Origin of the sequence: Microbacterium sp. CFBP 8801 (assembly GCF_014839455.1) — a bacterium.
GTDB lineage: Bacteria > Actinomycetota > Actinomycetes > Actinomycetales > Microbacteriaceae > Microbacterium.
Window position 1 is genome coordinate 601,066 of the sequence record NZ_JACYNU010000001.1, and the last position, 26,037, is coordinate 627,102.

Consider the following 26,037-nt stretch of genomic DNA (forward strand, 5'->3'; position numbering starts at 1 on the left):
CCTCATGACGTCGTTCTCCATCGACACCGAAGCGGTGCGCGAGATCGCCGCCCGGGTGCAGGGCATACGCGACGAAGCGCCTCTCGCCGCCCCACTCCCCCGCGTCGAGTTCGGTCACGGGGGACTGGCCGCGGCGACCGCATCCTTCTCGGCGCTTCTTCTGCGTGCGTGGCGCAGCCGACTCGTCGAGACGGAGCAGATCGCCGCGCGCCTGCGTGCTTCCGCGGATGCCTACGACGAGGCCGACGAGGCGGCGGCAGCAGCGCATGGGTGATCTCGCCTCCGTCGCCGACCCCCTCGTCCTGATCCCCGGTCGCCCCGACCAGATCTTCTCCGCCGCCCGCGCCTGGACCCAGCTGTCCGACGCGGCGGTGGGGCTCGCCGACCGGCTGTTCGCCGTCTCCGTGCACGACGCCTGGCAGGGTGAGGCCGCAGACGATTTCTCGCTCCGCCGCACCTCCGCCGCCGACGACTGGTCGGTCGTCGCCCAGGTGCTGGTCGAGTGCGCGGCCAGCCTGCACCGGTACGCCGAGACCCTCGCCTGGGCGCAGGGCCGGGCCGTGGATGCCGTCGACCTGCATCGACGGGGTCTCACCGAAACGCTCGAGACGGCCGCTCAGAACCCTGCCCCGGGCGCCGCCGATACCGGAGCGGCCCTCCGCGTCCGTGCCGAGGAGCTGCTGTCCGAGGCCCGCGAGGTCGTGCGCACCCGCGGCGAGGAGTGCGCGGCGGCGATCGAGGCCGCCGCCCGTGGGATGGGCGAGAACGGGCGATGGAGCGCCGCTCTGTTCTTCGCCCCCGCGCCGTCGATCGACGCGCTCGCCCCGCGGGCCGCTACCCGCCGCCTGGGGATCTCCATCCTGGAGCGCCTGTCCCGGGCCGACGCGGAGCAGCAGATCAGTGAGCTGCTCGCCCTTCACCCCGACTGGATGACGCTTCTCGAGCAGTTCCCACCCGACGACGACGAGGTCCGGGCGTGGTGGGAGGGCATCGACGACCCGGCGGCCCGCTCCGCCCTGCTCGCCGCGATCCCGGCCGTCCTGGGCACCCTCGGTGGGCTGCCCCCGCTCGTTCGGGTGGCCGCCAACCGCGAGAACGCCGCGGATCGCGTGGCAGCACTTCAGCGTTCCCTCGACGACCCCCACCTCGCCCCCGAGGAGCGCGCGGCGATCACGGCAGAGAGGCACTACCTGCAGCGCGCGGTCGACGGCGACGTCCAGCTCTATATGTACGACGCCCCCGCGCATCGCATCATCGAGATGATCGGGACTCCCTCGGCGTCCACGACGGCGACCGTCACCTACGTGCCGGGCACCTTCACGAGCATGCAGAGCTTCTACGGAGGGGGTCCGCAAGAGGTCGTGGAGTGGATGAACCAGCAGGATGCCGGTGTGCTCGGCTTCGTCTGGAAAGACGGGGTGTTCCCCGGCGATGAGGCCGGGGCCCCGCCTTCCGTCGCCCTCGCTGAGCTCCCGCTGGCGACGGGGCTGTCGCAGGCGAACGATCCGGATCTCGCGCGCGCCATGGGAGACCGTCTCGCCGACTTCGCTGCCGAGATCCGCGGCGCGAGCGACGCCGTCGCCGACAGTGAGAGCGTGGCGATGGGGCATTCCTGGGGTCTCGCACCCATCACCGCCTCGGAGGTCGCCGGTGCTCAGTACGACCAGGTTCACTCGCTGGCGGGGGCCGGGATGCCGGAGGGGTGGGCACCCGATCCGCGAACGACGTACGCCCACTGGGCGTACACCGACGTGCTCACCATGGCGCAGGAGACGGGGGTCGTCTGGGAAGGACGCGTCCCCGCTCATGAGCCGGCCTTCGAGAGCCACGTCTACGCGCGAGACGGAGACGTCGAGATCCCGCTCCCCGCTCCCCCGGCGATCGGGCTACCCGGAATCGAGCCGCAGCCCACGCCCAGCTTCCGGGTGTCGTTTCGCGCGCTCGAGAATCACCAACTCATCGCGAGCGACCTTGCCGAGAACAGGGCCGCTCTCCGTCTCATTCTTCGCGAGGTGACCCAATGAAACGCCGTCGTCTACTCACCCCCCTGATGATCCTCACTCTCGTGATGTTGGCCGGGTGCGCGCCGACCGGAGGTATCGACGTCGATCCCGACCTCGATGTGTTGGGCGCCAAGAAGGTTGCCCAAGACATGGAGCTCTCTCTTGCCGAGTTCGTTCCACCGGCTGAGGTCGCGTCCGTTGACCAGGCTGAAGAGAGTGGCTTGCTCAGCTGTGGAACGGATCGTGCATTTCAGTGGGCGGGGCACACCAATGTCCATTTGATCGGAGCGTCGGAGACGGCCGCGATCATGGATGCAGTTGTCGCCGCCTACGTCGAGAAGACCGGGTACACCGCGATCCGCGAGACTCTCGACGACGGTGTTCCGAGCGTTCAAGTGCGCGGTCCGCACGGGTCGGTGTACATGATGGCGCTCAGCGTGGACCGCACCTACATCCAGATCCTCTCCTTCTCCCCCTGCTTCCACCTGGCCGACGGCCTCCACCCGCGCGACACCTACTGACGGGACTGCACCGTGTACATCCGGTTCGACAGCGCGCGCCACGGCGAGCTCGTCGCGCACCTCGACCAGGCCCTCTCCGGCATCGCGATCGAGATCGACCTGCTCGACCGGGAGGCCAGTCGCCTTCGCGGGGACTGGGACGGCTCGGCGCGCGAAGCCTACGACCGGACCCACACCGCGGGGGCGGCGTTACTCGAGGAGCTGGAGCGCGGGCTGCGGGGTGCCCGCGACTTCGCCTCAGCGACGGCGGAACGATTCGTCGCGATTGAGCGGGCGGTCCGCGCCCTGTGGCGCCGGTGAGCGGCCGCGCCACCTCGCGACCCTCCGCGCTGCCGCCCACCAACGCAGCGGTCCCGGCACGACCGAGGCGGCATCGCGCACACGGGTCGGCCCGCGCGCGGCCCGCAGAGGGGTTCAGTGTCCGCGAAACGCCGCGCATGTCGGTGCGTGTGCGGCGTGTCCGGGACACTCAACAGCGCGCGCGACGCAGCGAGGACCGCAGAAGGGTGGAGTGTCCACGACACGCCGGGCGTGGCCGGGCGTTCGCGGCATGTCCTGGACACTCAACCCTCGGCGCACTCCCCGGTCCCGCACGACCGGCGCAACCCCCATCCCCGCACGACCGACACCACCCCCGGTCTCGGCGCAGCCGGCGCCGCCATCAAACGACCTCTGTGACGCCGCTCGACGCGGCGCGGACGCCCGGGTCGCGCCGGTTTCGTCGTGCGGTCTAAGGTGAGCACTGTTCACAGCGTTCATCCAGAAAGGCACGCAATGTCGCCCTCGTCCACGACCAGCCCCGCTCTCAGCGCCGTCCGCACCGCGCTCGGCGTCAGCGGCGCGCTGTCGCTCGTCATCGGCCTGCTCATCCTGGTGTGGCCCGGCCGCACCGCCGAGATCGCCGTCGGCATTATCTCTGTCTACGTCATCATCGCCGGACTGGTGAACATCGGCATCGGCCTGTTCTGGCGCTCCGGCTGGGCTCGCATCGGCTACATCGTGCTCGGCGTGCTGTTCATCGTCGCGGGCATCTTCTCGTTCGCCAACCTCTCGGCCACGACCGCGTGGTTCGGCGTCTTCATCGGCACCCTCGTCGGCATCCTGTGGATCATCGAGGGCGTCGTCTCGCTCACCACCGTCGGCCACGGATCGAAGGCGCGGGCCTGGACGATCTTCTTCGCGATCGTCAGCATCCTCGCCGGCGTCGTGCTGCTGTTCTCGCCGCTCCTGGGCGCGGTGACGCTGTTCCTGCTCATCGGCATCTCGCTCGTCATCCTCGGCATCTTCCAGATCGTGCGAGCGATCCAGTTCGGCAAGGCCNCGCCCACCATTCGAGCACCGCATCGAAGCGCTGCACCCGGTGCTGCGGCCGACCCGCGCGGGTGAGCTCGTGGTCTTCGCCGGGGAAGACGAGCATCTCGGCCTCGGTTCCCTGGCGCTTCAGCGCCGCGTAGTAACGCGTGGCCTGTTCGAGCGGGCAGCGGAAGTCCAGCTCGGAGTGGAGCACCAGCGTGGGGGTGCGCACCCGGTCGACGGCGGCCATGGGGCTCTGCGCGGCCATCTGCTCGGGGTCGGTCCCGACGTACTCCTGACCGAAGAACGAGCCGATGTCGCTCGAGCCCGGGAACGCGGTCGGGTCGAGGAACCCGCGCTCCACGATCGCGCCGGCGAAGCGGTGGTCATGCGCGATGATCCATGCGGTCATGTATCCGCCGTAGGACCCGCCCATCACGCCGACGCGGTCGCCGTCGAGGCGAGGATCTGCCGCCACGACGCCGTCGAAGAAGTCGAGCACGTCGAAGAAGTCGAGGGTGCCCATCTTCTGTCGGATCGACCGGCCGTGGGCGCGACCGTATCCGGCGCTCCCGCGGGGGTTGCTGTAGACGACGGCGTACCCGGCGTCGACGAGCACCTGGGTCTCGTCGAAGACGTGCACCCCGTACGACGCGTACGGCCCGCCGTGGATCTGCAGGATGACCGGGAACGGCCCCTCGCCCTCGGGCGTGGCGACCCACCCGTGCACCGGGTAGCCGTCGCGGCCGGCGATCTCGTGCTCGACCGGCACGACGACACCCCGCTCGCGCACGGCGGCGCCGAAGTCGGTGACGGCGCGAACGCCCGCGACGGGGTCGACGAGCACCAGCTCACCGAACGATTCGGGCGCGGCGACGGATGCCACGACCCGGCCGTTCGCGACGGCGTGGCCGTTGACCTCGAGGTCCCCGCCGAGGACCTCGGACACGTCTGCTCCGCGCGTGACGCGCAGCAGGCGCAGGCGCCCGCGGGTGCGGTCCTGCACGAGCACGTCGCCGTCGTCGAACGACAGGTGACTGCCGACCTCGCCGAGATCGATCGTCTCGGCGTCGGTGAGCCGGCGCGGACCCTCGGCCTCCAGCAGGAACAGCGAGACGCCGGGGGCGACGAAGTCCACGCCCTCCGGACCCACGTCGTTCGCAAGCGCGAAGATCGCCCCGTCGGGCGCCACGGCGACCTCGGCGACCGACAGGTCGGCTGAGGTCGAGAGCACCTCGCGCTCGGCCCCACCCTCGACCGCGACGGCCATGATGCGGTCGCGCAGGTCGCGGCGGTCGGTCTCGATCACGTCGGGAACGCTCAGCAGCTCGCTGCCGTCGTGCGTCCAGACGACGCCGCTCCAACTGGTGTCACCCTCGGTCAGCCGCGTGGGCTCGGCGGGTATCACGCGCTTCTCGGGCGCTTCCAGCGCCGGAGCGGGCGTGTAGAAGGGCTCCGCCTCGGTCGAGGGCGCGTCCACCACGAAGAGATGGCTCGGGCGGTCCAGGTAGCCGGCGCCGTTCGAGTGCCACCGGATGCCGGTGATCCGACGCGGCGGTTCGGCGGCGGCATCGCGCCCCTCGACGGTGCCGTACCGACCGGGCTCGGGCACGCGCGCCGAGAACGCCAGACGCGTGCCGTCGGGCGACCAGGCGACGTCGGTCACTCCCCCGGGCTGGTCGGTCACCTGGACCGGCTCACCACCGAGGACCGAGACGACGAACACCTGCGCGCGGCCGCGCTCATCGGCGCGGAGGAACGCGACGGTGGCGTCGTCGGGCGAGAGGCGCGGCGCCTTGTCAGCGACACCGCGCGTCAGGCGGCGCGGCGCACCGTCGGGCAGGTCGACCCGCCAGAGCTGGCCCACTCCGCGGTCGGCGACGAGATTGGGACGCGAGGTGGCGAAGACGGCGACGTCGCCGTCGGACGAGAGCGCGGGGCGCCCCACGGAGACGAGCGCCTCGATGTCGACGGAGCGCATGCTCACTCGCCTCCGAACGAACCCGTGTCGCCCACGAGACGGGTGTTGTCGGCGGGAACCGGGTCGAGGGCCGCGCGGGCGACCTCGGCCGCGAACTCCGACACGTTGTACAGCTTGCCGGCGTCGTCGCGGCGGGCGGCGATCGCGCCGGGGTTGGCGCGCTCGAGCAGGGTGGCCGTGATGGTGCCTTCGATCATGTCGCCCGAGACGACGGTGAAGCCGATGCCGCGCTCCTCGAGAGCGGGGATCTTCTCACGCAGCGCGTCTTCGCCGGCCCGCTTCGACAGCGCGACCGGCTCGTACTCGGGCATGGTCGGGGTGGTGCGGATGAAGTGCGCCTGGTGACTGGTCACGAACACCACGCGCGCGTCGGCCTTGAGCAACGGCAGCGCGGTTTCGAGCACGGAGACCTGCGCGTCGCGGTTGAGCAGCAGCGCGTAGTCCTCGGCCATGCCGGACTCCATGCCGCCCGAGGCGTTGAGCACGAGCACGTCGAGGCCTCCGAACGTGCGCTCGACCTCGTCGAACATCGCCTTCACCGACGCGGGGTCGGTGAGGTCGGCGCCCACGACGAGCGCCTCGACGCCCAGCTCACGCAGCTGCGACGCGAGCTTCTCGGCGCGCGGCGCCTTGTTGCGGAAGTTGATGACGACGTTCGCGCCGGCCTCGGCGAAGTACTTCACGGTGTCGGCGCCGATGCCGCGCGACGAGCCGGTGACGAGCGCGGTCTTGCCGCTCAGGGAGCCGGACGGAAGGGTCTGAGACACGGATTCTCCTGACGATTCGAAAAAGGGGGACCGCGAGCGGGGGGACACTCGGAGCCCCTCCCAGCCTACCGATCCCCCGCCCACCGCCACCGGCGCCGGGCCGCAGTCGCGCCGCTCCCCGCGACGGCCACGCACGCCTCCACGACGCCGCGAACAGCCCCTGTCCACGGGCACGGGCGTGTCGTACGCGCGTGCTACGTTCTGGCCCGGAGGCCCTGACATGACCGCATCGCCCGCCGCCCGGCATCCCTATCTCTCACCCGAGGGGCCGCGCGTGCTGGCGCACCGGGGGCTCGTCACCCCGGATGCCGTCGCGAACGGGCTGGTCGACAATTCGTTCGCCGCGGTGGCCGCGGCGCACGCCGCCGGCGCCGTCTATGTCGAATCGGACTGCCACCTCACCGCCGACGGCACCGTCGTGCTGTTCCACGACGACGACCTGCGGCGCGTCGCCGAAGACCCTCGGGCGATCGCCGACGTCCGCGTGCACGAGCTGGCGGAGCTCATGTCGGACCGCGGCGGCCTCCTCACCCTCGCGCAGGCGCTCGACGCCTTCCCCGACGTGCGCTTCAACCTCGACGTCAAGGCCACCGCCGCGGCCGAACCGGTCGGGCGGCTCATCGCGCCGCACGCCGAGCGGGTGCTCGTCACGAGCTTCTCCGACGATCGCCGTCGCACCGCCCTTGAGGCGGCCCGCCGCGCGGGGGCGACCCGCCGCCCGGCCACCTCCCCCGGATCGGCGACCATCGCCCGCCTGCTGGCGGCGCGCGTGCTGGGTCAGCGCCGGCGTGTGCGGGAGCTGCTCGCCGACCTCGATGCGCTGCAGGTGCCCGAGCGGCACGGGGTGATCCCGGTCGTGACCCCGGGCTTCGTCCGCGACGCGCACGCCGCCGGCGTCGAGGTGCACGTGTGGACGGTCAACGAATCCGCCGACATGCACCGCCTGCTCGACCTGGGCGTCGACGGGCTGGTCACCGACCGCGCCGACCTGACTCTGGCCCTGGTGAACGAACGGTGAACTCCAGCTGACTGAGCATTCTCTGTGAAACCCGGCCGCGGGCCCGCCGTTCGAATAAAGCGCACAGGTGCGAGCGTGATACATGGGGACCGACGAGAGGACCACACAATGGCAGACCGCAGTCTCCGCGGCATCCGACTCGGCGCCCAAAGCCTCCAGAGCGAAGACGGCGTCGTGTTTCACGACCGTGCACAACACACGTACAACTGCAGCACCTGCGGACGCGACACCGTCCTGACGTTCGCTGCAGACGCCGAGGTTCCGGAGTCCTGGGAGTGCCGCACGTGCGGCGCCGAAGCGCTGCTGCGCATCGGTGACGGCATCGCGACCGTCGACCACAGCGGCGACAAGGCCGCCCGTACGCACTGGGACATGCTCCTGGAGCGTCGCACCCTCCCCGAGCTCGAAGAGCTGCTCGAAGAGCGTCTCGCCTTCGTCCGCGCCCGCCGTGGCGCCGGGAACGAGAAGCTCAGCGCCTGACGCTGAGAAACGGATTCAGACGCCGGCCCCTTCGGGGGTCGGCGTCTTCTTCGTGGCGCGGGACCGCACCGCGACGAGCACACCGGCCGCCAGCAGAGCGACGAGGCTCCCTCCGCCCACCACGATCTTGACCGCGGGTCCGATGACCGTCGCGGGGGTGAGACCGGTGCGCAGCGGCACGTCGGTGAGCATGTGCCCCGCGACGTCGACGGGCAGCTCGTCGAGGGTGGCCCCGTCGGGTGCGATGACCTGGCTCGTGCCCACGGTCGAGAGGTTCACCACCGAGCGACCGGTCTCGATCGCCCGCATGCGCGCGAAGGCGAGCTGCTGCAGGTTCTCGTCGGTGCCGCGGAAGTCGGCGTTGTTGGTCTGGAACATGTAGATCTGCGCCCCTGCGGCCGCGCCGTCCCACACCACGTCGTCGTAGATCACGTCGAAGCAGATGGCCACACCGATGCCGACACCGTTCAGGTCGAAGAGCGGGCTCGCCGTTCCGGGGGTGTACTCGCGCCCGATGAGACCGATCAGGTCGGGAGCGAACGGCTCCCAGAACGCCCGGTCGGGCACGTACTCGCCGAACGGCACCGGATGCCGTTTGTCGTACGTGGCGATCGCCCCGCCGTCGGGTGTCCACAGCAGCGCGGAGTTGAACAGGTCGGGCCCGCGCTCGGTCACCGCCGACACGAGCAGCGGCGCGTCGACCCGGCGCGACAGCTCGTCGAGCACGGCGGCGGTCGGTCGCGAGGCGGTCGGGTCGGAGTCGACGCCACCCTCGGGCCAGAGCAGCACGTCCATGTCCTGCCCGAGAAGCGGAGCGGATGCCGCCAGCTGCGCGTTCAGCACGGCGTTGCGGGAGCGCTGGTCGAAGTAGCCGGCGGGACCGTTGCCCTGCGCCGCGCCCACGCGCAGCGAGCCCGCGTCGGTGGTCGGGAACTGCGGCAGCGCCACGAGCACGATCAGCACGAGCGCGGCCGGCACGGCACGCGCGAGACGGCGGAACCGCCCGGTGCGCACGAACTCGATCGCCATGGCGCACAGCAGCACGACGAGGAACGTCAGCCCCGACATGCCGACCCACGACGCCACCTCGGCGAAGGGCCCGTTCACCTGCGAGACGCCGATACGTCCCCAGGGGAAGCCGCCGTACGGCCACGAGCCGACGATCTGCTCGCGCAACGTCCACAGCCCCGCGACGAGGGCCGGCAGCAGCACGAGCCGTCCGAGCGTTCCCGGCGCCAGCCGCGGCATCCATCGGTAGGCCAGCGCGATGGGGATGGCGAACACCGCGGTGAGCAGCGCTTCGAGCACCGACAGCGCGATCCACGGGATGGGTCCCAGGTAGCGCGCCGTGAAGAGCAGGTTGACCGAGAAGAAGGCCGCCCCGAACAGGAACCCCACGAGCAGCGACGACCAGATGCCCCGACCAGCGAGGACGACGAGCGCGAGCACCACGGCGGGCAGTGCCATCGGCCACCACGCCAACGCGGGGAACGCGGTGACCAGCAGCAGACCCGCCACGACCGAGAGCGGCGCCGCGAACGCCAGACGCAGCACCGACGGGGCGGGCTCGGCGAGGCGCGCGCGCGGACGGCGCGTCGACACGGCGCTCACGCGGACGTGTACGCGACGATGCCGCGCCGCACGGAATCCAACGCCGTGCGCGCGGTCGACGCGAGCTTCGGTTCGGCGACGAGCGAGATCTGGTCGAGCAGGTCGATCGTCTGCTTGACCCAGCGGACGAAGTCCCCCGCGGCCATGTCGGCGAGGGTGAGCACGCTGTCGAGGGGCAGACCCTTCGCCCACGCGTGCATGGCGGGGGCCAGGCCGGAGGCGGGTTCCGCCGAGCCCGGCAGGCGGTGGTCGCGCTCGAGGTCGTCGAGCTCTTGCCAGAGGGTCTGCGTGGCATCGAGCGCCCCGCGGAACGCGCCGCGCGGCAGACCCCGCTCGCCCGGCCCGGCCTCGTCGCGGCGCGGTTCGTACACGAGGCAGCAGGCGAGGGCGGCGAGGGACGGAGCATCGAGTCCGTCCCACAGGCGCTGGCGCAGCGACTCGGCCACGAGCAGATCGCGCTCACCGTAGATGCGGCGCATCGTGCGACCCGCGGGGGTCAGCACCGTGGCACCGTCGTCTTCGATCGCGACGTACTCCAGGGCGGCGAGCACCTCGACGACCCGGTCGAACACGCGCGCGACGTTGCCGGTGCGCTGATCGATCTGCTGCCGGGTCTTGTCGGTGGTGCGCTTGAGCTTCCAATACCGCTCCGCCCAGCGGGCGTGGGCCTCGCGATCGGGGCACGACTGGCAGGGGTGCCGCTGCATGCGCCGGCGCAGCGACTGGATCTGCTCCTGCCGCTCGTCGCGCAGGCGACGGGGCGCCGTGGCGTCGCGCCGGTTGATCTTGTCGAGATCGCTGAGTTCGCGGCGGATCGTGGAGTACTCGCGGAAGTCCCCGCGGTCGCACGTCATCGCCTGCTCGTAGCCCGAGAGCGACTCCTCGGCATCCTTCACCTGACGCGCGAGACCGACGACCGAGCGGTCGGCCTGGAACTGCGCGAACGACGACTCGAGCACCTCGCGGGCCCGGGCCCGACCGAACTGGTCGATGAGGTTGACGGCCATGTTGTACGTGGGCCGGAAGCTCGAGTTCAGCGGATAGGTGCGGCGCGAGGCCAGCGCCGCGACGGACTGCGGGTCGAGACCCTCGGTGAACTGCACCACCGCGTGGCCCTCGACGTCGATGCCGCGGCGGCCGGCGCGACCGGTCAGTTGCGTGTACTCCCCCGAGGTGATGGCCACGCGAGCTTCGCCGTTGAACTTCTCGAGCTTCTCGAGCACGACCGTTCGCGCCGGCATGTTGATGCCGAGCGCCAGGGTCTCGGTGGCGAAGACGACCTTGACGAGCTTGCGACGGAACAGCTCCTCGACGACCTCTTTGAACGCCGGCAGCAGGCCCGCGTGGTGCGAGGCCATGCCGCGCTCGAGGTTGTCGCGCCACTCCCAGAAGTGCAGGACGGCGAGGTCCTCGTCCTTCAGTGTGAAAGTCAGCTCGTCGACGATCTGGCGGATCTCGACGCGCTCCTCGGCCGAGGTCAGCCGCACGTTCGCGCGTCGCAGCTGCTGCACGGCGGCGTCGCAGCCGGCGCGGCTGAAGATGAAGAAGATCGCCGGCAACAGGTGGTTGCGCTGCAGCAGCTCCACGACCTCGGGACGGTCGATGCGCTCGATGCGCGGCCCCTGCGCCGGACGGGTGGGCTTGTGCCCGGCGCGGCGCTGGCCCGCGTGACGCGGACCTCCGGCGTGGCGCGCCGAGCGGTACTCCTGCGCGCGCCGGTTGTTCTCGTATCCCCCGGAGTTGCCCCCGCGGATGCGCAGCAGCTCCTGGTTCACCTGGGCGGTGGCGACTCCCGCTCGATCGTCGAACAGCGGCAGCAGGTCGCCGCGCACGAGCACGTGCTGCTCGAGGGGCACGGGCCGGGTCTCCGACACGATCACCTCGGTGTCGCCGCGCACGGTGTCGAGCCAGTCGCCGAACTCTTCGGCATTCGACACGGTCGCCGACAGCGACACGAGTTTGACCGACGACGGCAGGTGGATGATGACTTCTTCCCACACCGCGCCGCGGAAGCGGTCGGCGAGGTAGTGCACCTCGTCCATGACAACGAAGCGCAGGCCACGCAGGGCGGGCGAATCGGCGTACAGCATGTTGCGCAGCACCTCGGTCGTCATCACGACGATGCGCGCCGAGGAGTTGATGTTCGTGTCGCCGGTGAGCAGGCCCACCTCGTCGTCGCCGTAGATCTCCTGCAGCTCGTGGAACTTCTGGTTCGACAACGCCTTGATCGGCGTCGTGTAGAACGCCTTGTCCCCGGGCTCCGACATCGCGAGGTGGATCGCGAACTCGCCGACGATGGTCTTTCCGGCGCCGGTGGGGGCCGCCACCAGCACGCTCCGTCCGTCTTCGAGGGCGTGGCATCCGGCGATCTGGAAGTCGTCGAGCTCGAACCGCTGCATCTCGGCGAAGTCGGCCGTGTGCGGGTGCGTCGAACGGGCGCTGGCGCGCGCGAAACGCTCGGCCGGACTCGGCGCGCTCACGCGATGGGCCCCGACGGCATTCCGGCCGCGGCGGCGCGACGTGCCTTGCGGCGGTCGAACAGCATCGACACCCCGGCGGCGGCGAAGAACAGCACGGTGAGGATGGCAGCCAGCATGAGCATGCTGATGATGTCGGCCGCGGGGGTGGCGAGGGCAGAGAACAGGGTGGCGATGAGGATCGCGACCCGCCAGCCCTTCAGGATCGCCTTGCCGCTCATGATGCCGGCGACGTTCAGCGCGACCAGGAACACCGGCAGCACGAACGCCACGCCCACCACGATCATGAGCTTGAACACGAAATCGTAGTAGTCGGTGGCGTTGTAGAAGTTGACGCCGCCTTCGGGCGTGAAGCCCCACATGAGCTCGATCACGTGCGGGACGATCAGGAGCCCCACCCAGCAGCCCACGAAGAACAGCGGGACGGCGGATGCCACGAACCCGACCGTGTAGCGCACCTCTTTGCGCGTGAGTCCGGGCATGATGAACGCCCAGATCTGCCACAGCCACACCGGGGCCGACAGGAAGATCCCGATCGAGAAGGCGATGCGCATACGCAGGTCGAACGCCGAGGTCACCGAGGTGAAGTTGAGCGCCGAGAAGTCGTCGCCGCGGCGCTCCGCGATCGCACGGATCGGCTCGGTGATGAGGTGGATGATCGGGTCGGTGATGATGAAGGCCACCACCATGCCCACCACGAGGGCGGCAGCGGCGATCATCAGACGCTTGCGCAGCTCGACGAGATGCGCGCCGATGGACATGCGCTTATCGCGCCGCGGCCCCTCGGGGAGGTCGATGCGCGGCGGGCCTGCCGTCACCACGACTTAGATCGTGGGGTCGTTCGACCTGCGCGGCTCGGGGGCGGCGGTCGAAGCGGTGCCGGTCTCGGTGGCGCGCGGCGTCTCGGGAGTGGGAGCCGCGACCTCGTCGTCGCGCTTCATCTCTTTCATCTCGCTCTTGAACACGCGAGCTGACTGGCCGACGCTCTTCGCGAGGGCGGGGAGCTTGGCGGCGCCGAACAGCAGAAGGATGACGGCCAAGACGATCAGCAGGTGCCATCCGGTCAATCCCTGAATCATGAGGACTCCTCGTCTTGTTCGGGCGTGGACATCAGTCTAACCCGCGGTTTCCGCCGCGGACCGGACAGGCCCACGGGCGCGACGACTCGGTGCGGACGCTCAGGCGCGGCGATCGGGTCGGCCAGCGGCTCCTCGTCGTCGCGGAGGGCCGTGCGGGCAGGCGCTCAGGGCTCCGCGCGATACTGCGCCAGCCCCGCCGCCGCCCACGCCGCCGCCGCGTGGCGGGCGCCGGCCGGTTCGAGCAGCTCGACCTCGCCGCCGCGCCGGGCTGCGAGGCGCTTCAGGCTCTGCTCGTCGGCGAGATGGAGCGAGGCCACCGAGGTGACCCCGTCGGAGTCGTCGATGTCGGCGCGCTCGAGGTAGTCGGCCAGCAACGGCGCCACCGCGCGGGGAAAGCGGAACCGGGCCACCACCTCGTCGTCGGCCGGGGCGAACAGGTCGGGAACCGGATCGCCGCCGTGCACGGCCGGGATGTCGGTGAGGGTGGGGTCGCTCACGCGGTCGAGGTGGAACGTGCGCACGGCTTGGCGCAGGTGGCACCAGCCCTGCAGGTACCACTGGTCGTTGGCGATGTGCACCTTGATGGGGTCGACGGTGCGCGTGGTGGGACCGGCGCCGGGCGCGCGGTACGTGAACATGACCGCCACGCGGGCGCGGAGCGCCTCGTCGACGACATCGCGCACCCCGTCGACGGGCCCGGGCGCGACGATGACGGCGGGCGGCGCCGCGGCGGCACCGCGAGCGAGCTTGGAGAGCAGCCCCGAGACGAGGTCGTTGTCGCCGACGCCCGGCAGACTCCGCGCGAGTTGCAGACCCGCCAGCAGAGCCGCGGCCTCGCGTGCGGTCAGCCGGGGCGAGCGTTCCAATCCCACGGTGTTGGTGATCGCGATCACGTCTTCGCGGTCGAGCAGGTCCCAGTCGATGTCGAAGAGGTCGTGCGGCAGCTGCCAGTACCCCTGCTCGCCGGGAAGGCCGATGACGGTGAGGCGCTCCACCATCGCGCGCATCTGCCCGGGAGCGACGTCGAAGTCGGCCGCGGCCTCGGCCACCGAGACCTCGCCCTTGCCGAGCAGGTAGGGCACCAGCTGCAGCAGCAGAGCCGCGCGGTCGAGGGCGGCGATGGGCCGATCGGTGCTCACGCGGCACCTCCGTGCAGGGCCAGCGTCGCCTCGAGGCGACGGATGACCTCGACGCGCAGGTCGTCGGGGGCGACGACGCGCACTTCGGGACCGTACGAGGCGAGCTCGTCGGCGAACACGTGCAGGTCGACGTACGGCACCAGGATGCCCTGCGGCGCCGCATCGGCGCGGCGCGCCAGCCGCAGGGCGGCTTCGGTTCCCGGGTGCACCTCGAGCAGCGCCCGCTGACGCGCGGCGACGGCCCGCAGGCCCGCCAGCGCCCGTTCTCCGGCGCCGTCTCGCAGGTCGGCCGGGAACTTCTCGCGCGCGACGGTGACGTCGCCGACGATGCGGGCCAAGAGGAAGGTGCGATCGGCTTGCACGTTCTGGTCGAACCCGTAGACGTGCCACCGCGCCTCGTACTCGACGAGGGCGAACGGACGGATGCGTCGCTCGCGCGGACGCGCCTCGCCCGGACGCAGGTAGGTGAACGTCACCACCCGCGACTGCTCGATCGCCCGCTGCAGGGTCGCGAACGACGCGTCGCGCACCCGGATGCGGGGCGCGTACCCGATGATCGGCTCGTCGACGGCGATGCCGAGCGCGCGGATCTTGCGCAGCCCGCTGCGGGCGTCGACCGAAAGCGACTCGCTCCCCCACACGCCTCCGGCGATGTTCAACAGCGCCACCTCGGCCGGGCTGAACGAGATGTCGTCGGGCAGCTCGTACTCGGCGGTCGGCACGCGATAGCGCGCCTCGCGCAGATCGTCGGGGTCGGAGCGGTTGCCGATCGTCTCGATCGGCACACCGAGCCCGCGGAGGTTCTCTTTGTCGCGCTCGAACATCTTCTCGAGCGCATCCTTCGACGCGCCCGCCTCGAGCTGCTCGCGGTAGCCCGCGACCGAGGAGAGGATGGTGTCTTTGGTCAGCCCCTGCTCGGTCGCCATGAGGGCGACGACGAGGTTCACCAGGCGCTCCTCGGGAGCACTTCTGGACGGGGTGGCGGGCACCCGCCCATCCTAGGCGTCGGGGCGGGTCAGCCGACGGTGCCGAGGATGTCCACGACGTACACGAGGGCGGTGTCGGCCGGGGCCTGGAGGATCTGCTGGTCCTGCTCGGTCTGGTCGGCGGGGACGACGACCAGAACCTGCGAACCGACGGTCTGCCCCTCGAGGGCCGAGGCGAGAGCCGGCGGCAGAGCCGACACCTTCGCCTGGCCGGGCGCGCCGTTCTTCCAGGTGGAGGCGAACGTCGTCTTGGCACCCCACGCCACGCCCTGCACGTGGATGACCACCGAGGAGTCGGCGGTCAGCGCATCGCCGTCACCCTTCATGATGGTCTGCGAACGCACCTCGGTGGGGGCGTCGCCCGCCGGGGTCACGATGCCGGGCTGTCCGTCAGGCGCGCGCACGACCGAGGGCATGCCGGACTCGGCGTTGTACTGGTCGGCACCGTCGGCGGCGGGCAGGAACACCTTGCGCACGTCGAACACGAAGATCGCGCCGTCGCCCTCGCCCAGACCGAAGCCCTGGGCGCCCTGCGCACCGACCTGGTCGCCCGGGAGGGCGACCGCGACGCGCGAGCCCTCGGTCACGCACTTCAGCAGCGGGGCGACGGCGGGCACCGCCTGCGTGAGGCGCGTGATCGGGGTGGCGGTGGTGAGGTCGGAGCTGTACTTCGTCGCCCCCACCTGCTCGCCGGTGGCGGCGTCGAGCACGGTGACGTCGATCAGCGAGAGCTGATCGTCGGTCGTGATGCGCGTGCCGTCGCCCTCGATGAGCGTCTGCGTGCCCGCCTGCGACGGGATGAACGGCGATCGCACGGTCACCGTGGGCGTCGTACCGAAGTTACCGGTCGCCTCGACCACCGAGGCGATCGAGCTGTCGGTGGGGGTCGGGCAGGAGGACGCGGCGGTCGCCGAGCATCCGACGAGGCCGAATCCGGCCAGAGCGGTCACGGCCACGAGAGCGGGAAGTCTGCGCACCGGATCAGTTTAGGCGCTCGGGCCCGACTCCTCCGCCGCGCCCGCGACGGACTGCCGCACACCCTCGGCGGACTTCTGCGCTTCGCGCACGCGCTTGCGCAGATTCTTGTCAGTGATCTCGCGGTCGCCGACGGCTCCCGGGGTCCACAGCTCCACGTCTTCATCGCCGTAGCTCGACTTCGACGCGCGGCGCTTGACCTCGGGCGGGACGGCGCCCGGCGCGAGACGGCGGGCCGTGATGAGGAACCCCGTGTGCGCGATCATGCGGTGGTCGGGGCGCACGGCGAGGCCCTCGACGTGCCACCCGCGCACCATCGTCTCGCTGGCATCCGGTTCGGTGAACAGACCCGTGGCACGGATGTACTCGGCAACACGGCTCAGCTGCGTCGCGGTGGCGATGTAGCACAGCACCACACCGCCGGGGGTGAGGGCGTCGGCGGCGGCGTCGATGCACTCCCAGGGCGCGAGCATGTCGAGCACGATGCGGTCGACGGATGCCGGGGCCACGGCATCCGGAAGGCTCTCGACGAGGTCCCCGACGATGACGTCCCACGTCGGGGGGAGCTCGCCGTGGAAGGTCGCGACGTTCGCGCGGGCGACCTCGGCGAACTCCTCACGACGCTCGAACGAGAGCAGCCGACCCGCGGGCCCGATCGCGCGCAGCAGCCACAGCGATAGGGCGCCGGAGCCGACGCCGGCCTCGACGACGGTGGCGCCGGGGAAGATGTCGGCCTGCGCGAGGATCTGCGCCGCGTCCTTCGGGTAGACGATCGCCGCGCCACGCGGCATCGACATCACGAAGTCGCGCAGCAGCGGGCGCACGGCCAAGTAGTCATGGTCGGAGCTGTTCGTGACCACGCTGCCGTCGGGCTGGCCGACGAGCAGCTCGTGCTTGAGCACGCCGTTGTGGGTGTGCAGCTCGCCCGCCTCGCGCAGCGTGATCGTGTGCATGCGGCCCTTGGGGCCGGTCAACTGCACACGATCGCCGATGCGGAACGGACCGCTCAGGTGGGGGGTCTCGCTCATCGGTTCTCCTGGCGGGTCGGGACGTGCGCGGCGTGGAGCGCGCGCAGGTGGGCGGTGGTGCGGCCCTCGAGGCTTGGCCAGAGCGCGTGCGCTCCGACGCCCTCGAGCGGCACCATGAGAGGGACGCCGAGCGACACGGCGCCGCTGGCGATGGCCGAGCGCAGGCCGTTCGGGGAGTCTTCGATGGCGACGGTGTCGACGATGGCGACGCCGAGCGCGGCGGCGGCCTGCAGGTACGGGTCGGGGTGGGGCTTGGGGCGCTCGACGTCGTCGCCGGCGACGACGATGTCGAAGGCGGGGAAGTCGATCAGATCGACGACCGAGAGCGCCATGCGCCGCATCGACATCGTCACGAGCGCCGTCTGGACGCCCTCGGCGCGAAGATCGGCGAGCAGCTCGCGCGCGCCCGGGCGGAACGGCACCCCCGTGACGGCGAGCTGCCGCAGCACCTCGTCGGTGAGGTACGAGATGATCTCGTCGACGCCCCACGGCACGCCGGCGTTCTGCAGCAGGCGGGCGGAGTCCTCGAGCGCGAGGCCGACCATGCCCAGCGCCTGCTCGTGCGACCACGTGCCGCCGAAGCGCTCCACGAGCGGGGTCTCGGCGGCCATCCAGTACGGCTCGGTGTCGACGAGGGTGCCGTCCATGTCCCAGAGGACCGCGGACGGCGCGGGACGCGCGGGGGAAGTCATCGTTCCATCGTATCCAGCGCCCCGCGCGGCCCCGCGCCGCACGTCCGGCCGTCGTCGCGCGCGTGCGCCTATCCTGGAACCCAGCCCCGACGGGGCAGAGGAGGTTGTGTGGACGCACTGGGTCGCCGGATCATCGTCGCCGCATTCGACGGCTGGAACGACGCCGGAGAAGCCGCGTCGGCGGCGGCCGCCATGCTGCGCGCCGACGTCGAGTACGAGGTCGTGCACACGGTCGATCCCGAGCTGTACTTCGACTACCAGTACACACGACCGCAGATCGGATTGGATGCCGAGGGGCGGCGCACGCTCACCTGGCCCGAGGCGACGCTGCTGCGGCCCGTCGAGCGCTCCGACGAGGCCGAGATCTGGCTGCTCGTCGGCGTCGAGCCCGCCCGCGCGTGGCAGGCCTTCGCGGCCGAGTTCATCGACGTCGCCCTGCGCGAGGACGTCACCGGCTTCGTGGCCCTCGGCTCGATGATGTCGGACGTGCCCCACACGCGGCCCATCTCGGTGTTCGCCGGCAGCGACAACGACAACGTCCGCCAGTCGCTCGGCCTCGAGAAGAGCCTGTACGAGGGGCCGGTCGGCATCCTGAGCGCGATCGGCCACGCCGCCGAGGCCGTCGGCATCCCCACCGCGAGCCTCTGGGCGAGCGTCCCCCACTACGTCGCCGGGCACACCCCCTCACCCAAGGCCACGCTGGCACTGCTTGAACGCCTCGAGACCATCAGCGGCATCGCGGTGCCCCGCGGCGACCTCGAGACCGAGGCGCGCGCCTGGGTCGCCTCGATCGACGCGGCCGCCGCCGACGACGACGAGATGAGCGACTACATCCGCCAGCTCGAGCAGACCCGCGACACGTGGGACTCCCCCGAGGCGTCGGGCGACGCGATCGCGCAGGAGTTCGAGCGCTACCTCCGCCATGGCGGCGACGGTCCTACGAAGCCCGGTCGAGACGACCCGCCGCGTCGCTGAACACAGAACGAAGGCGCCGCCCCCGAGGGGACGGCGCCTTCCGTTGTTCCGGCCCGTCGGGGCGCGGCCCGTCAGCCGGTGATCGCCGAGTACGCCGGCAGCACGCCGAGCGCCAGCAGCACCATGACCAGGATGCCGAGGGCGACCCGGTAGATCACGAACGGCAGGAAGCTGCCGCGCTGCAGGTAGCGCATGAGGAACGCGATCACGACGTAGCCGACGACGAACGCGATGACCGTGGCCAGGGCCGTCTCACCGAGGCTGTAGGGACCGGTGCCCTCGTCGAAGCTCTTGTACAGCTCGTAGAAGCCACTGGCGAAGACGGCGGGCACGGCGAGCAGGAACGAGTACTCGGCCACGGCGGTGCGCTTGTAGCCGAGGGCGCGACCGAGCGTCGTGGTCGCGCCCGAGCGCGAGACGCCCGGGACGAGCGCGAGCGCCTGCGCGAAGCCGTACGCGATGCCGTGCGGATAGGTCAGGTCGTCGAGCTCGCGGCGGCGCTTGCCGTAGTGGTCGGCGAGACCGAGCAGGACGCCGAACACGATCAGCACGATCGCGGTGATCCACAGGCTCCGGAAGTTGTCGCGGATGAGGCTCTGCAGCAGGAAGCCCGCCGCCGCGATCGGGATGGTGCCGATGATCACGAGCCAGCCCATGCGGGCGTCGGGGTCGCTGCGCGGAACCCGGCCGGTCAGCGAGCCGAACCAGCGCGAGAGGACCCGACCGATCTTCTTGCGGAAGTAGATCAGGACGGCGAGCTCGGTGCCGATCTGCGTGATCGCGGTGAAGGTCGCGCCCGGGTCGACGCGCGACGGCAGGAACTCGCCCACGATGCGCAGGTGCGCGCTGGAGGAGATGGGGAGGAACTCGGTCAGGCCCTGAACGAGCCCGAGGATGATGACCTCGAGAATATGCATGCGGTCCTTCAGTACGTCCGGAGGAGGTCGGCGAGAACTCGTCGACCGAACTCGAGCGCGTCGACGGGGACGCGCTCGTCGACACCGTGGAACATCCCGGTGAAGTCGAGATCGGCGGGGAGTCGCAGCGGTGCGAATCCGTAGCCGGCGATGCCGAGGGTCGACAGCGCCTTGTTGTCGGTGCCTCCGCCCATCAGGTAGGGAACGACCGGCACGCCCGGGTCGTGACGACCGAGCTGTTCGATCATGGCGTCGACGAGGTCGCCCGAGAACGGCACCTCGAGGCCGATGTCCTGGTGCACGATCTCGATGTCGACGTGCGGGCCGACGATGCGGCGGATGTCGGCGAGGGCGGCCTCTTCGGTGCCCGGCAGCACGCGGACGTCGATGAGGGCCTCGGCGCGGTCGGGGATCACGTTGTGCTTGTACCCGGCGGTGAGACCCGTGGGGTTCGTGGTGGTGCGAAGCGTGGAGCGGATGAAGCTGGATGCGGCGCCGGTGCGCAGGGCGAGAGCATCGGGATCGCCCGCGTCGTCACCCGTGATCTCGGCGAGTCCCGCCAGCAGCTGCGTGGTGGTGTCGGTGAGCCGGATGGGCCATTCCGTGCGCCCGAGGGCCGCCACGGCCTCGGCGAGGGCCGTCACGGCGTTGTCGGGATGCAGACCGCTGCCGTGGCCGGCGCGGCCGCGGGCGACGAGCTTGATCCAGATGAGGCCCTTCTCGCCCACCTGCAACAGGTACGCCCGGCGGTCGCCGACGGCGATCGAGTAGCCGCCGACCTCGCTGATGGCCTCGGTCGCGCCGGCGAACCACTCGGGGCGGTCCTTCACCACGCGCGCCGAGCCCTCGACGCCCCCGTTCTCCTCGTCGGCGAAGAAGGTCACGATGATGTCGCGCTCGGGCTGGTCCCCCGCGCGCAGCACGTCGGCGACGGCGGTGAGGATCATGGCATCCATGTCCTTCATGTCGACGGCGCCGCGGCCCCAGAGCACCCCGTCGCGGATCTCGCCCGCGAACGGGTCGACGCTCCAGTCGGCGGCGACGGCCGGCACGACGTCGAGGTGGCCGTGCAGGATCAGGGCGGGCTTGTCGCGGTTGCGGCCCGGGATGCGCGCGCAGACGTTGGTGCGGCGCTCGACCGGCTCGTAGTACTCGACGTCGAGGCCCAGCGCTTCGAGGTAGGCGCCGACGTACTCGGCGGCCTCGCGCTCCCCCTCGGCACGACCCCCGCCGTAGTTCGAGGTGTCGAACCGGATCAGGTCGGACGCGATGCGGGCGACCTCGGGCACGTCGGTTTCGAGCTCGGACATGCGTTCTACGGTACCCGGGGAGCGCGACCCCTCCCGTCGCGTGTCATCGTGAGACGCGCCCGGGGCGTCGCCCCGGTTCGAGGCGGGGTCGGGAGCATGGTAATGTCGTTCCTCGTTGCGAAAGCGACGAAACACCCAATGCGCGGGTGGCGGAATAGGTAGACGCGCTAGCTTGAGGTGCTAGTGCCCTTTAACGGGCGTGGGGGTTCAAGTCCCCCCTCGCGCACAGAACGACGAAGGCCCCGGGTTCATCCCCGGGGCCTTTTCTGTTCCCCTCGCGGCCCGGCGTCGGTGTCCTCGGAACCCTCCCCCGCCGCGCCTGTTCCGCGCGAACGTGACGCCCCAGAAACACCGGCGTGACACGGCCCGCTTAGCGTCGAGGCATGCCCTCGTTCCGCGTGCCGACGATCGACATCTCCGCCTGGGTGGGCCGCGGCTCGCCCGATGCCCGGGCGGCGGTGGTCGCCGCCGTCGATCACGCGTGCCGCACCGTCGGGTTCATGCAGATCGTGGGGCACGGCATCCCGGATGCCGCGGTCGCGGACCTCGCTGCCGGACTCGACGAATTCTTCGCCCTGCCTCTCGAGGCGAAGAAGACGTACGTGCGACCGGCGAGCGAGAACCGGGGGTACAGCCCGCCGAAGAGCGAGTCGCTGAGCTACAGCCTCGGCGTCGACCCGGTCACGCGCATGAACGACTTCTTCGAGGCGTTCAACGTGGGAACGTCGGCCGCCGAGTATCCGGGGTCGACGGCGACCCCCGAGGACTACGCCGCGAACACCTGGCCCACCGACACGACCGTCTTCGAGCCCGCGGTCCGCACCTATTACGACGAGGCACGCCGGGTCGCCCACACGCTCACGCGCGTGTTCGCCGCAGCGCTGCGGGTGCCGGAGGACTTCTTCGACGACCTGACCGGCCACTCGATCGACGTGCTGCGCATGAACAACTACGCCCTGCCGCCCGGCACGATCGAACTCGACGGCGAGCTCACGGGCATGGGCGAGCACACCGACTTCGGACTCGTGACCGTGCTCTGGGCCGATCAGGTGAAGGGGTTGCAGGTGCTGGGGTCGGACGGGTCGTGGAACGACGTCTCGCCCGCCGACGGCGCGCTGCTGGTCAACCTGGGCGACGTGGCGGCACGGCTCACCAACGACCGGTGGATGTCGACGCTCCACCGGGTGAAGCCGCCCGTCATCGACGGGACGATCGAACGCCGACGATCGGCGGCGTTCTTCCACGACGGCAACGCCGACGCGGTGATCGCTCCCCTGCCGCACTTCGTCTCGCCCGACGCGCCCGCGCTCTACGACCCGGTGACCGTGCGGGAGCACATCGCCGCCAAGCTCGCCGGTTCGCGGGCGGGCCGGCGCAACGTGACGGCGGTCCGCGAGGCCGCGCGCGTGGCGGCGAGTCGCGGCTGACGCGGGGTCGCCCCGGCATGCGGCGCCGCCCCCAGCCGCCCGGGCATCGCGGCCGAGAAACGCTCGCTCTCGCGAGACGCGCGGTGTCGCGCCGTGTCTCGCGCGAATCGGTGTGTCTCGCGCGGCGTCTCCAGAGGCCTCGGAGTCACGCCGCGGAGACGCCGAACACCAGACCCAGCGCGTAGGTCACGGCGGCGGCGCCGAAGCCGATCGCCAGCTGGCGCAGTCCCCGCTTCAGCGGCGACGCCCCCGACAGAAGCCCCACCATCGCCCCGGTCGCCATGAGCGCGATGCCCACGAGGGCGAGGGCGAGGACGACGGCACCGAGACCCGTCATGCCGAGAATCCACGGCAGCACCGGGATGATCGCGCCCGAGGCGAAGAACAGGAAGCTCGAGATCGAGGCACCCCAGGCGCTGCCGACGACGTCGTGCGCGGACTCCCCCGGAGCCGCGGCGGCGGGCGCCGTTCCCGCTCGCGCGGCGGTCACGGCCTCGCGGGCCTTATCGAGGGCGGCCTCGGGGTCCATGCCGCGCGTGCGGTACACGAGGGCGAGCTCGTTGGCATCCAGGTCGAGGTGGGGAAGCGCGGAGTCGGCGAAGTCGCTCTCTTCGGTGGCTTCCAGCAGCTCGCGCTGCGAGCGCACCGAGACGAACTCCCCCGCGCCCATCGACAGCGCTCCGGCGAGCAGACCCGCGATGCCGCTGAACAGCACGAAGCTCGGGGCGACGCCGGTGGCCCCCACGCCCATCACGAGGGCCAGGTTCGAGACGAGGCCGTCGTTGGCCCCGAACACGGCGGCGCGGAAGGTTCCCGACAGACGGCGGCGGCCGCGGGCGGCGAGACCGCGCACGACCTCGTGGTGCACGCGCTCGTCGGCGGCCATCGCGGGGGTCGCGTACGGCTCGTCGGAGTACGGCGAACGGGCCTCGGCGTTCTGGGCGAGGGCGAGCACGAAGATCGAGCCGAAGCGGCGGGCCATCCACGAGAGGGACCGCGTACCGATCCCGGGCCGCGGCAGGCGCGGCGGAGTCTCACCCAGCAGGTCGAGCCAGTGCTGCTCGTGGCGCCCCTCGGCCTCGGCGAGGGCGAGCAGGATGTCGCGTTCCTCGCCGGTGCGCCGCGAGGCGAGCTCGCGGTAGACGCGCGCCTCGGCGCGTTCGTCGACGAGATAGCGCGCCCAGCGGCGGCGATCACGGGCGGTCGGGGTGGCGAGGGTCGTCACTCGGGCTCCTTCGGGTCGCCCACCACCGTAATGAGCGCCCATCGCTCCCCCGGGCGCGTCGGCTGACACTGACAGCATTTCGGGCCTCCGAAGCCCGGAAAGACGCGGATGCCGACGGGCGGATGCCAGCATTTCGGGGCCGCGAAACGCGAGGTGATGGCACATCTGCATGACCGACCGCGCGATGAGAGGCCGAGGTGACGCCGACCATGAACTCCTGCCCCACCTGTCATGCAGATGGACCACGTCCGCGGGGCGAGGTCACCCAGCGCGGTTCAGGAATGCACGCGCCTGCGCAGCACGTCGATGCGCGCCTGCAGCTGCGCGACGGTCGCGTGCGAGACGGCGGGACCGCCGCAGATGCGCCGGAGCTCGGCGTGCACGAGGCCGTGGGCCTCGCCGCTCTGGCGGGCGTACAGACCCACCATGGTGTTCAGCAGCTGGCGCTGCTCTTTCAGCGTGCGGTGCAGCGGGGCGGGCAGGCCGCCCTCGTCGACCGACGGCGGCTCGACGCCGTTCTCCTTCTCGCTCGCCTCGCGAGTGGAGCGGTGGCGCGACTGCCGGGTCGCGCGCGACATCAGCACCTCGTGCACCTGCTCGGGCTCCAGCAGACCCGGGATGCCGAGGAACTCCTCTTCTTCGACGGTTCCGGGAACCGCGAGCTGACCGAACTCCTGCCCGTCGAACAGCACCCGGTCGAAGTGGGCGAGGGAGCCGAGTGCCTGGTACTCGAACTCCTGCTCGAGCGCGTCGGACGCTTTGTCCTCGCGCTCGGCGGCGTCCATCATGTCTTCTTCGGCGTTCCACTGGTCTTCCGCGTCGCTGTCGCGGTCGAGGGCGTGGTCGCGCTGCGCCTCCATCTCACCGGCGAGGGCGAGCAGCTGCGGCACGTTCGGCAGGAAGACGCTCGCGGTCTCGCCCCGCCGGCGGGCGCGCACGAAACGGCCGATGGCCTGGGCGAAGAACAGCGGGGTCGAGGCGCTCGTGGCGTACACGCCGACCGCGAGACGCGGCACGTCGACGCCCTCCGACACCATGCGCACGGCGACCATCCATCGGCTCGTGCCCTTCGAGAACGTCTCGATGCGGCCCGAGGCCTCGGCCTCGTCGGACAGCACGACGGTGACCTTCTCGCCGCTGATGTCCTCGAGGATGGCGGCGTAGGCGCGCGCCGCGGTCTGATCGGTCGCGATGACCAGGCCTCCGGCATCCGGGACCGTCTCGCGCACCTCGGTGAGGCGGCGGTCGGCGGAGCGGAGGACCGCGGGGATCCAGTCGCCGTTCGGATCGAGAGCGGTGCGCCAGGCCTGCGAGGTGATGTCTTTGGTGTTGTCCTGCCCGAGCTGGGCTTCCATCTCTTCGCCGGCCTTGGTGCGCCAGCGCATCTGACCGGCGTACACGAGGAAGAAGACGGGGCGGACGACCCCGTCGTCGAGCGCACGTCGGTACCCGTAGGCGTAGTCGGTGCGCGAGAGGCGGATGCCCTTGGCGTTCGGGTGGTACTCCACGAACGGGATGGGCGCGGTGTCGCTGCGGAACGGCGTACCCGACAGCAGCAGACGACGGGTGGCGCGGCTGTAGGCCTCGCGCAGCGCGTCGCCCCAGCTGAGGGCGTCGCCACCGTGGTGCACCTCGTCGAGCACGACGAGGGTGCGGGCGTCCATCGTCAGGCGGTGATGCACCTCGGCCTTGACCGCGACCTGCGCGTAGGTCACGGCGACGCCGTGGTATTGCCGCGAGGGCGTGGCGTGGCGGTTCGAGAAGAACGGATCGAGACGGATGCCGACCCGCGCGGCCGCCTCGGCCCACTGGGTCTTGAGGTGCTCGGTGGGGGCCACCACGACGATGCGGTCGATGACGCCGCGGCGCATGAGCTCACTGGCCAGGCGCAGGGCGAAGGTGGTCTTTCCGGCGCCGGGGGTGGCGGCGGCGAGGAAGTCGCGGGGCCCCTTGCCCTCGCCGTCGGGTCCGTCGAGGCCGAAGTAGAGGTCGAGCGCCTCGGCCTGCCACGCGCGGAGGCGCTGGGCGGTGCCCCACGGGGCGCGCTGCGGGAACGCCGGCGAGAGGTGCTCGGCCGCGAAGGAGCCGAAGTGCGGCTCGGTGCCGTCGGGGGACTCGCCGACGGAGAGGGGG

General features: G+C 71.1%; 23 protein-coding genes, 1 tRNA gene and 1 pseudogene. 10 read left to right on the forward strand and 15 right to left on the reverse strand.

Annotated elements, in window-relative coordinates; translation table 11 throughout:
- Window positions 1-4 precede the first annotated feature (4 nt).
- The 5 genes from IFR11_RS02845 to IFR11_RS02865 form a co-directional block, all read left to right on the forward strand.
- A complete protein-coding gene (locus IFR11_RS02845) occupies window positions 5-274 on the forward strand; it encodes a hypothetical protein (protein ID WP_191915137.1) in 270 nt (89 codons plus the stop codon).
- Window positions 267-2,024: a putative T7SS-secreted protein gene (locus tag IFR11_RS02850; RefSeq protein WP_191915138.1), complete on the forward strand. Its 1,758-nt coding sequence runs from the start codon at window positions 267-269 to the stop codon at window positions 2,022-2,024. The genes IFR11_RS02845 and IFR11_RS02850 overlap by 8 nt, the downstream gene beginning before the upstream one ends.
- Window positions 2,025-2,050: 26 nt before the next feature.
- Complete coding sequence (locus tag IFR11_RS02855; RefSeq protein ID WP_191915139.1) at window positions 2,051-2,524, forward strand: hypothetical protein; 474 nt, start codon at window positions 2,051-2,053, stop codon at window positions 2,522-2,524.
- Window positions 2,525-2,536: 12 nt separating this feature from the next.
- The gene (locus IFR11_RS02860) at window positions 2,537-2,824 is read left to right on the forward strand and encodes a WXG100 family type VII secretion target (RefSeq protein WP_191915140.1); all 288 of its coding nucleotides are present in this window, start codon (window positions 2,537-2,539) and stop codon (window positions 2,822-2,824) included.
- A 474-nt stretch (window positions 2,825-3,298) separates the two neighbouring features.
- On the forward strand, window positions 3,299-3,844 hold a 546-nt coding region (locus IFR11_RS02865; RefSeq protein ID WP_191915167.1), incomplete at its 3' end, for an HdeD family acid-resistance protein.
- A 1-nt stretch (window position 3,845) separates the two neighbouring features.
- On the opposite strand, the pseudogene IFR11_RS02870 reads toward IFR11_RS02865, so the two are convergent.
- Window positions 3,846-5,798: pseudogene (locus tag IFR11_RS02870) on the reverse strand (S9 family peptidase); the annotation flags it as partial.
- Between the two features lie 2 nt (window positions 5,799-5,800).
- Window positions 5,801-6,565, reverse strand: a complete 765-nt coding sequence (locus IFR11_RS02875) for an SDR family oxidoreductase (RefSeq protein ID WP_055837526.1) — start codon at window positions 6,563-6,565, stop codon at window positions 5,801-5,803.
- A gap of 220 nt (window positions 6,566-6,785) precedes the next feature.
- Here IFR11_RS02875 and IFR11_RS02880 point away from each other — a divergent pair, with 220 nt between their 5' ends.
- The gene (locus IFR11_RS02880) at window positions 6,786-7,583 is read left to right on the forward strand and encodes a glycerophosphodiester phosphodiesterase family protein (RefSeq protein ID WP_191915141.1); all 798 of its coding nucleotides are present in this window, start codon (window positions 6,786-6,788) and stop codon (window positions 7,581-7,583) included.
- 108 nt (window positions 7,584-7,691) lie between these two features.
- On the forward strand, window positions 7,692-8,063 hold the full coding sequence (locus IFR11_RS02885) for an RNA polymerase-binding protein RbpA (protein WP_055837532.1): 372 nt from the start codon (window positions 7,692-7,694) through the stop codon (window positions 8,061-8,063).
- 15 nt (window positions 8,064-8,078) lie between these two features.
- Here IFR11_RS02885 and lnt read toward each other — a convergent pair whose 3' ends face one another.
- From lnt to IFR11_RS02930, 9 genes are all read right to left on the reverse strand, one after another.
- Window positions 8,079-9,665 (reverse strand): apolipoprotein N-acyltransferase, encoded by a 1,587-nt coding sequence (gene lnt, locus IFR11_RS02890; protein ID WP_441005405.1) that lies wholly within the window; start codon window positions 9,663-9,665, stop codon window positions 8,079-8,081.
- A 5-nt stretch (window positions 9,666-9,670) separates the two neighbouring features.
- Window positions 9,671-12,154 carry a DEAD/DEAH box helicase gene (locus tag IFR11_RS02895; protein ID WP_191915142.1) on the reverse strand — a complete coding sequence of 828 codons (2,484 nt, stop codon included), beginning with the start codon at window positions 12,152-12,154 and terminating at the stop codon, window positions 9,671-9,673.
- Complete coding sequence (gene tatC, locus IFR11_RS02900; RefSeq protein WP_191915170.1) at window positions 12,151-12,912, reverse strand: twin-arginine translocase subunit TatC; 762 nt, start codon at window positions 12,910-12,912, stop codon at window positions 12,151-12,153. The genes IFR11_RS02895 and tatC overlap by 4 nt, the downstream gene beginning before the upstream one ends.
- A 63-nt stretch (window positions 12,913-12,975) precedes the next feature.
- Window positions 12,976-13,230 (reverse strand): Sec-independent protein translocase subunit TatA, encoded by a 255-nt coding sequence (gene tatA, locus IFR11_RS02905; protein WP_191915143.1) that lies wholly within the window; start codon window positions 13,228-13,230, stop codon window positions 12,976-12,978.
- A gap of 164 nt (window positions 13,231-13,394) precedes the next feature.
- Window positions 13,395-14,369, reverse strand: coding sequence for a WYL domain-containing protein (locus IFR11_RS02910; protein ID WP_191915144.1), 975 nt, complete (start codon window positions 14,367-14,369; stop codon window positions 13,395-13,397).
- A complete protein-coding gene (locus tag IFR11_RS02915; RefSeq protein ID WP_055837545.1) occupies window positions 14,366-15,358 on the reverse strand; it encodes a helix-turn-helix transcriptional regulator in 993 nt (330 codons plus the stop codon). Before IFR11_RS02915 ends, IFR11_RS02910 begins: the two co-directional genes overlap by 4 nt.
- A gap of 26 nt (window positions 15,359-15,384) precedes the next feature.
- The gene (locus IFR11_RS02920) at window positions 15,385-16,332 is read right to left on the reverse strand and encodes an FKBP-type peptidyl-prolyl cis-trans isomerase (protein WP_191915145.1); all 948 of its coding nucleotides are present in this window, start codon (window positions 16,330-16,332) and stop codon (window positions 15,385-15,387) included.
- 9 nt (window positions 16,333-16,341) lie between these two features.
- Window positions 16,342-17,358: a tRNA (adenine-N1)-methyltransferase gene (locus tag IFR11_RS02925; protein ID WP_191915146.1), complete on the reverse strand. Its 1,017-nt coding sequence runs from the start codon at window positions 17,356-17,358 to the stop codon at window positions 16,342-16,344.
- Window positions 17,355-18,050, reverse strand: coding sequence for an HAD family hydrolase (locus IFR11_RS02930; RefSeq protein WP_055837554.1), 696 nt, complete (start codon window positions 18,048-18,050; stop codon window positions 17,355-17,357). The genes IFR11_RS02925 and IFR11_RS02930 overlap by 4 nt, the downstream gene beginning before the upstream one ends.
- Before the next feature lie 108 nt (window positions 18,051-18,158).
- Here IFR11_RS02930 and IFR11_RS02935 point away from each other — a divergent pair, with 108 nt between their 5' ends.
- A complete protein-coding gene (locus IFR11_RS02935) occupies window positions 18,159-19,025 on the forward strand; it encodes a PAC2 family protein (RefSeq protein ID WP_055837557.1) in 867 nt (288 codons plus the stop codon).
- Window positions 19,026-19,096: 71 nt separating this feature from the next.
- Here the strand turns inward: IFR11_RS02935 and IFR11_RS02940 are convergent, their stop codons facing one another.
- Both IFR11_RS02940 and IFR11_RS02945 read right to left on the reverse strand, forming a co-directional pair.
- Window positions 19,097-19,942 carry an undecaprenyl-diphosphate phosphatase gene (locus IFR11_RS02940; RefSeq protein WP_055837560.1) on the reverse strand — a complete coding sequence of 282 codons (846 nt, stop codon included), beginning with the start codon at window positions 19,940-19,942 and terminating at the stop codon, window positions 19,097-19,099.
- A gap of 8 nt (window positions 19,943-19,950) precedes the next feature.
- Window positions 19,951-21,252, reverse strand: coding sequence for a M20/M25/M40 family metallo-hydrolase (locus IFR11_RS02945; protein ID WP_191915147.1), 1,302 nt, complete (start codon window positions 21,250-21,252; stop codon window positions 19,951-19,953).
- A 140-nt stretch (window positions 21,253-21,392) separates the two neighbouring features.
- Between IFR11_RS02945 and IFR11_RS02950 the strand changes: the two genes are divergently transcribed.
- Together IFR11_RS02950 and IFR11_RS02955 are read left to right on the forward strand one after the other, a co-directional pair.
- Window positions 21,393-21,478: transfer RNA gene (locus IFR11_RS02950), tRNA-Leu, on the forward strand.
- 157 nt (window positions 21,479-21,635) lie between these two features.
- Entirely contained in the window at window positions 21,636-22,679 is a 1,044-nt protein-coding gene (locus tag IFR11_RS02955) for an isopenicillin N synthase family dioxygenase (protein WP_191915148.1), read from the forward strand.
- A 145-nt stretch (window positions 22,680-22,824) separates the two neighbouring features.
- On the opposite strand, the gene IFR11_RS02960 is transcribed toward IFR11_RS02955, so the two are convergent.
- Window positions 22,825-23,946, reverse strand: coding sequence for a VIT1/CCC1 transporter family protein (locus tag IFR11_RS02960; protein WP_197978823.1), 1,122 nt, complete (start codon window positions 23,944-23,946; stop codon window positions 22,825-22,827).
- Window positions 23,947-24,179: 233 nt separating this feature from the next.
- On the reverse strand, window positions 24,180-26,037 hold a 1,858-nt coding region (locus IFR11_RS02965; protein ID WP_191915150.1), incomplete at its 5' end, for a DEAD/DEAH box helicase.

Bases quoted from the DNA above. Each gene is read 5' to 3' on its own strand.
- IFR11_RS02845 (WP_191915137.1), top strand. From the start codon at position 5: ATGACGTCGTTCTCCATCGACACCGAAGCGGTGCGCGAGATCGCCGCC.
- IFR11_RS02850 (WP_191915138.1), top strand. From the start codon at position 267: ATGGGTGATCTCGCCTCCGTCGCCGACCCCCTCGTCCTGATCCCCGGT.
- IFR11_RS02855 (WP_191915139.1), top strand. From the start codon at position 2,051: ATGATCCTCACTCTCGTGATGTTGGCCGGGTGCGCGCCGACCGGAGGT.
- IFR11_RS02880 (WP_191915141.1), top strand. From the start codon at position 6,786: ATGACCGCATCGCCCGCCGCCCGGCATCCCTATCTCTCACCCGAGGGG.
- IFR11_RS02885 (WP_055837532.1), top strand. From the start codon at position 7,692: ATGGCAGACCGCAGTCTCCGCGGCATCCGACTCGGCGCCCAAAGCCTC.
- tatC (WP_191915170.1), bottom strand. From the start codon at position 12,912: ATGTCCATCGGCGCGCATCTCGTCGAGCTGCGCAAGCGTCTGATGATC.
- tatA (WP_191915143.1), bottom strand. From the start codon at position 13,230: ATGATTCAGGGATTGACCGGATGGCACCTGCTGATCGTCTTGGCCGTC.
- IFR11_RS02925 (WP_191915146.1), bottom strand. From the start codon at position 17,358: ATGAGCGAGACCCCCCACCTGAGCGGTCCGTTCCGCATCGGCGATCGT.
- IFR11_RS02930 (WP_055837554.1), bottom strand. From the start codon at position 18,050: ATGACTTCCCCCGCGCGTCCCGCGCCGTCCGCGGTCCTCTGGGACATG.
- IFR11_RS02940 (WP_055837560.1), bottom strand. From the start codon at position 19,942: ATGCATATTCTCGAGGTCATCATCCTCGGGCTCGTTCAGGGCCTGACC.
- IFR11_RS02945 (WP_191915147.1), bottom strand. From the start codon at position 21,252: ATGTCCGAGCTCGAAACCGACGTGCCCGAGGTCGCCCGCATCGCGTCC.
- IFR11_RS02955 (WP_191915148.1), top strand. From the start codon at position 21,636: ATGCCCTCGTTCCGCGTGCCGACGATCGACATCTCCGCCTGGGTGGGC.
- IFR11_RS02960 (WP_197978823.1), bottom strand. From the start codon at position 23,946: ATGGGCGCTCATTACGGTGGTGGGCGACCCGAAGGAGCCCGAGTGACG.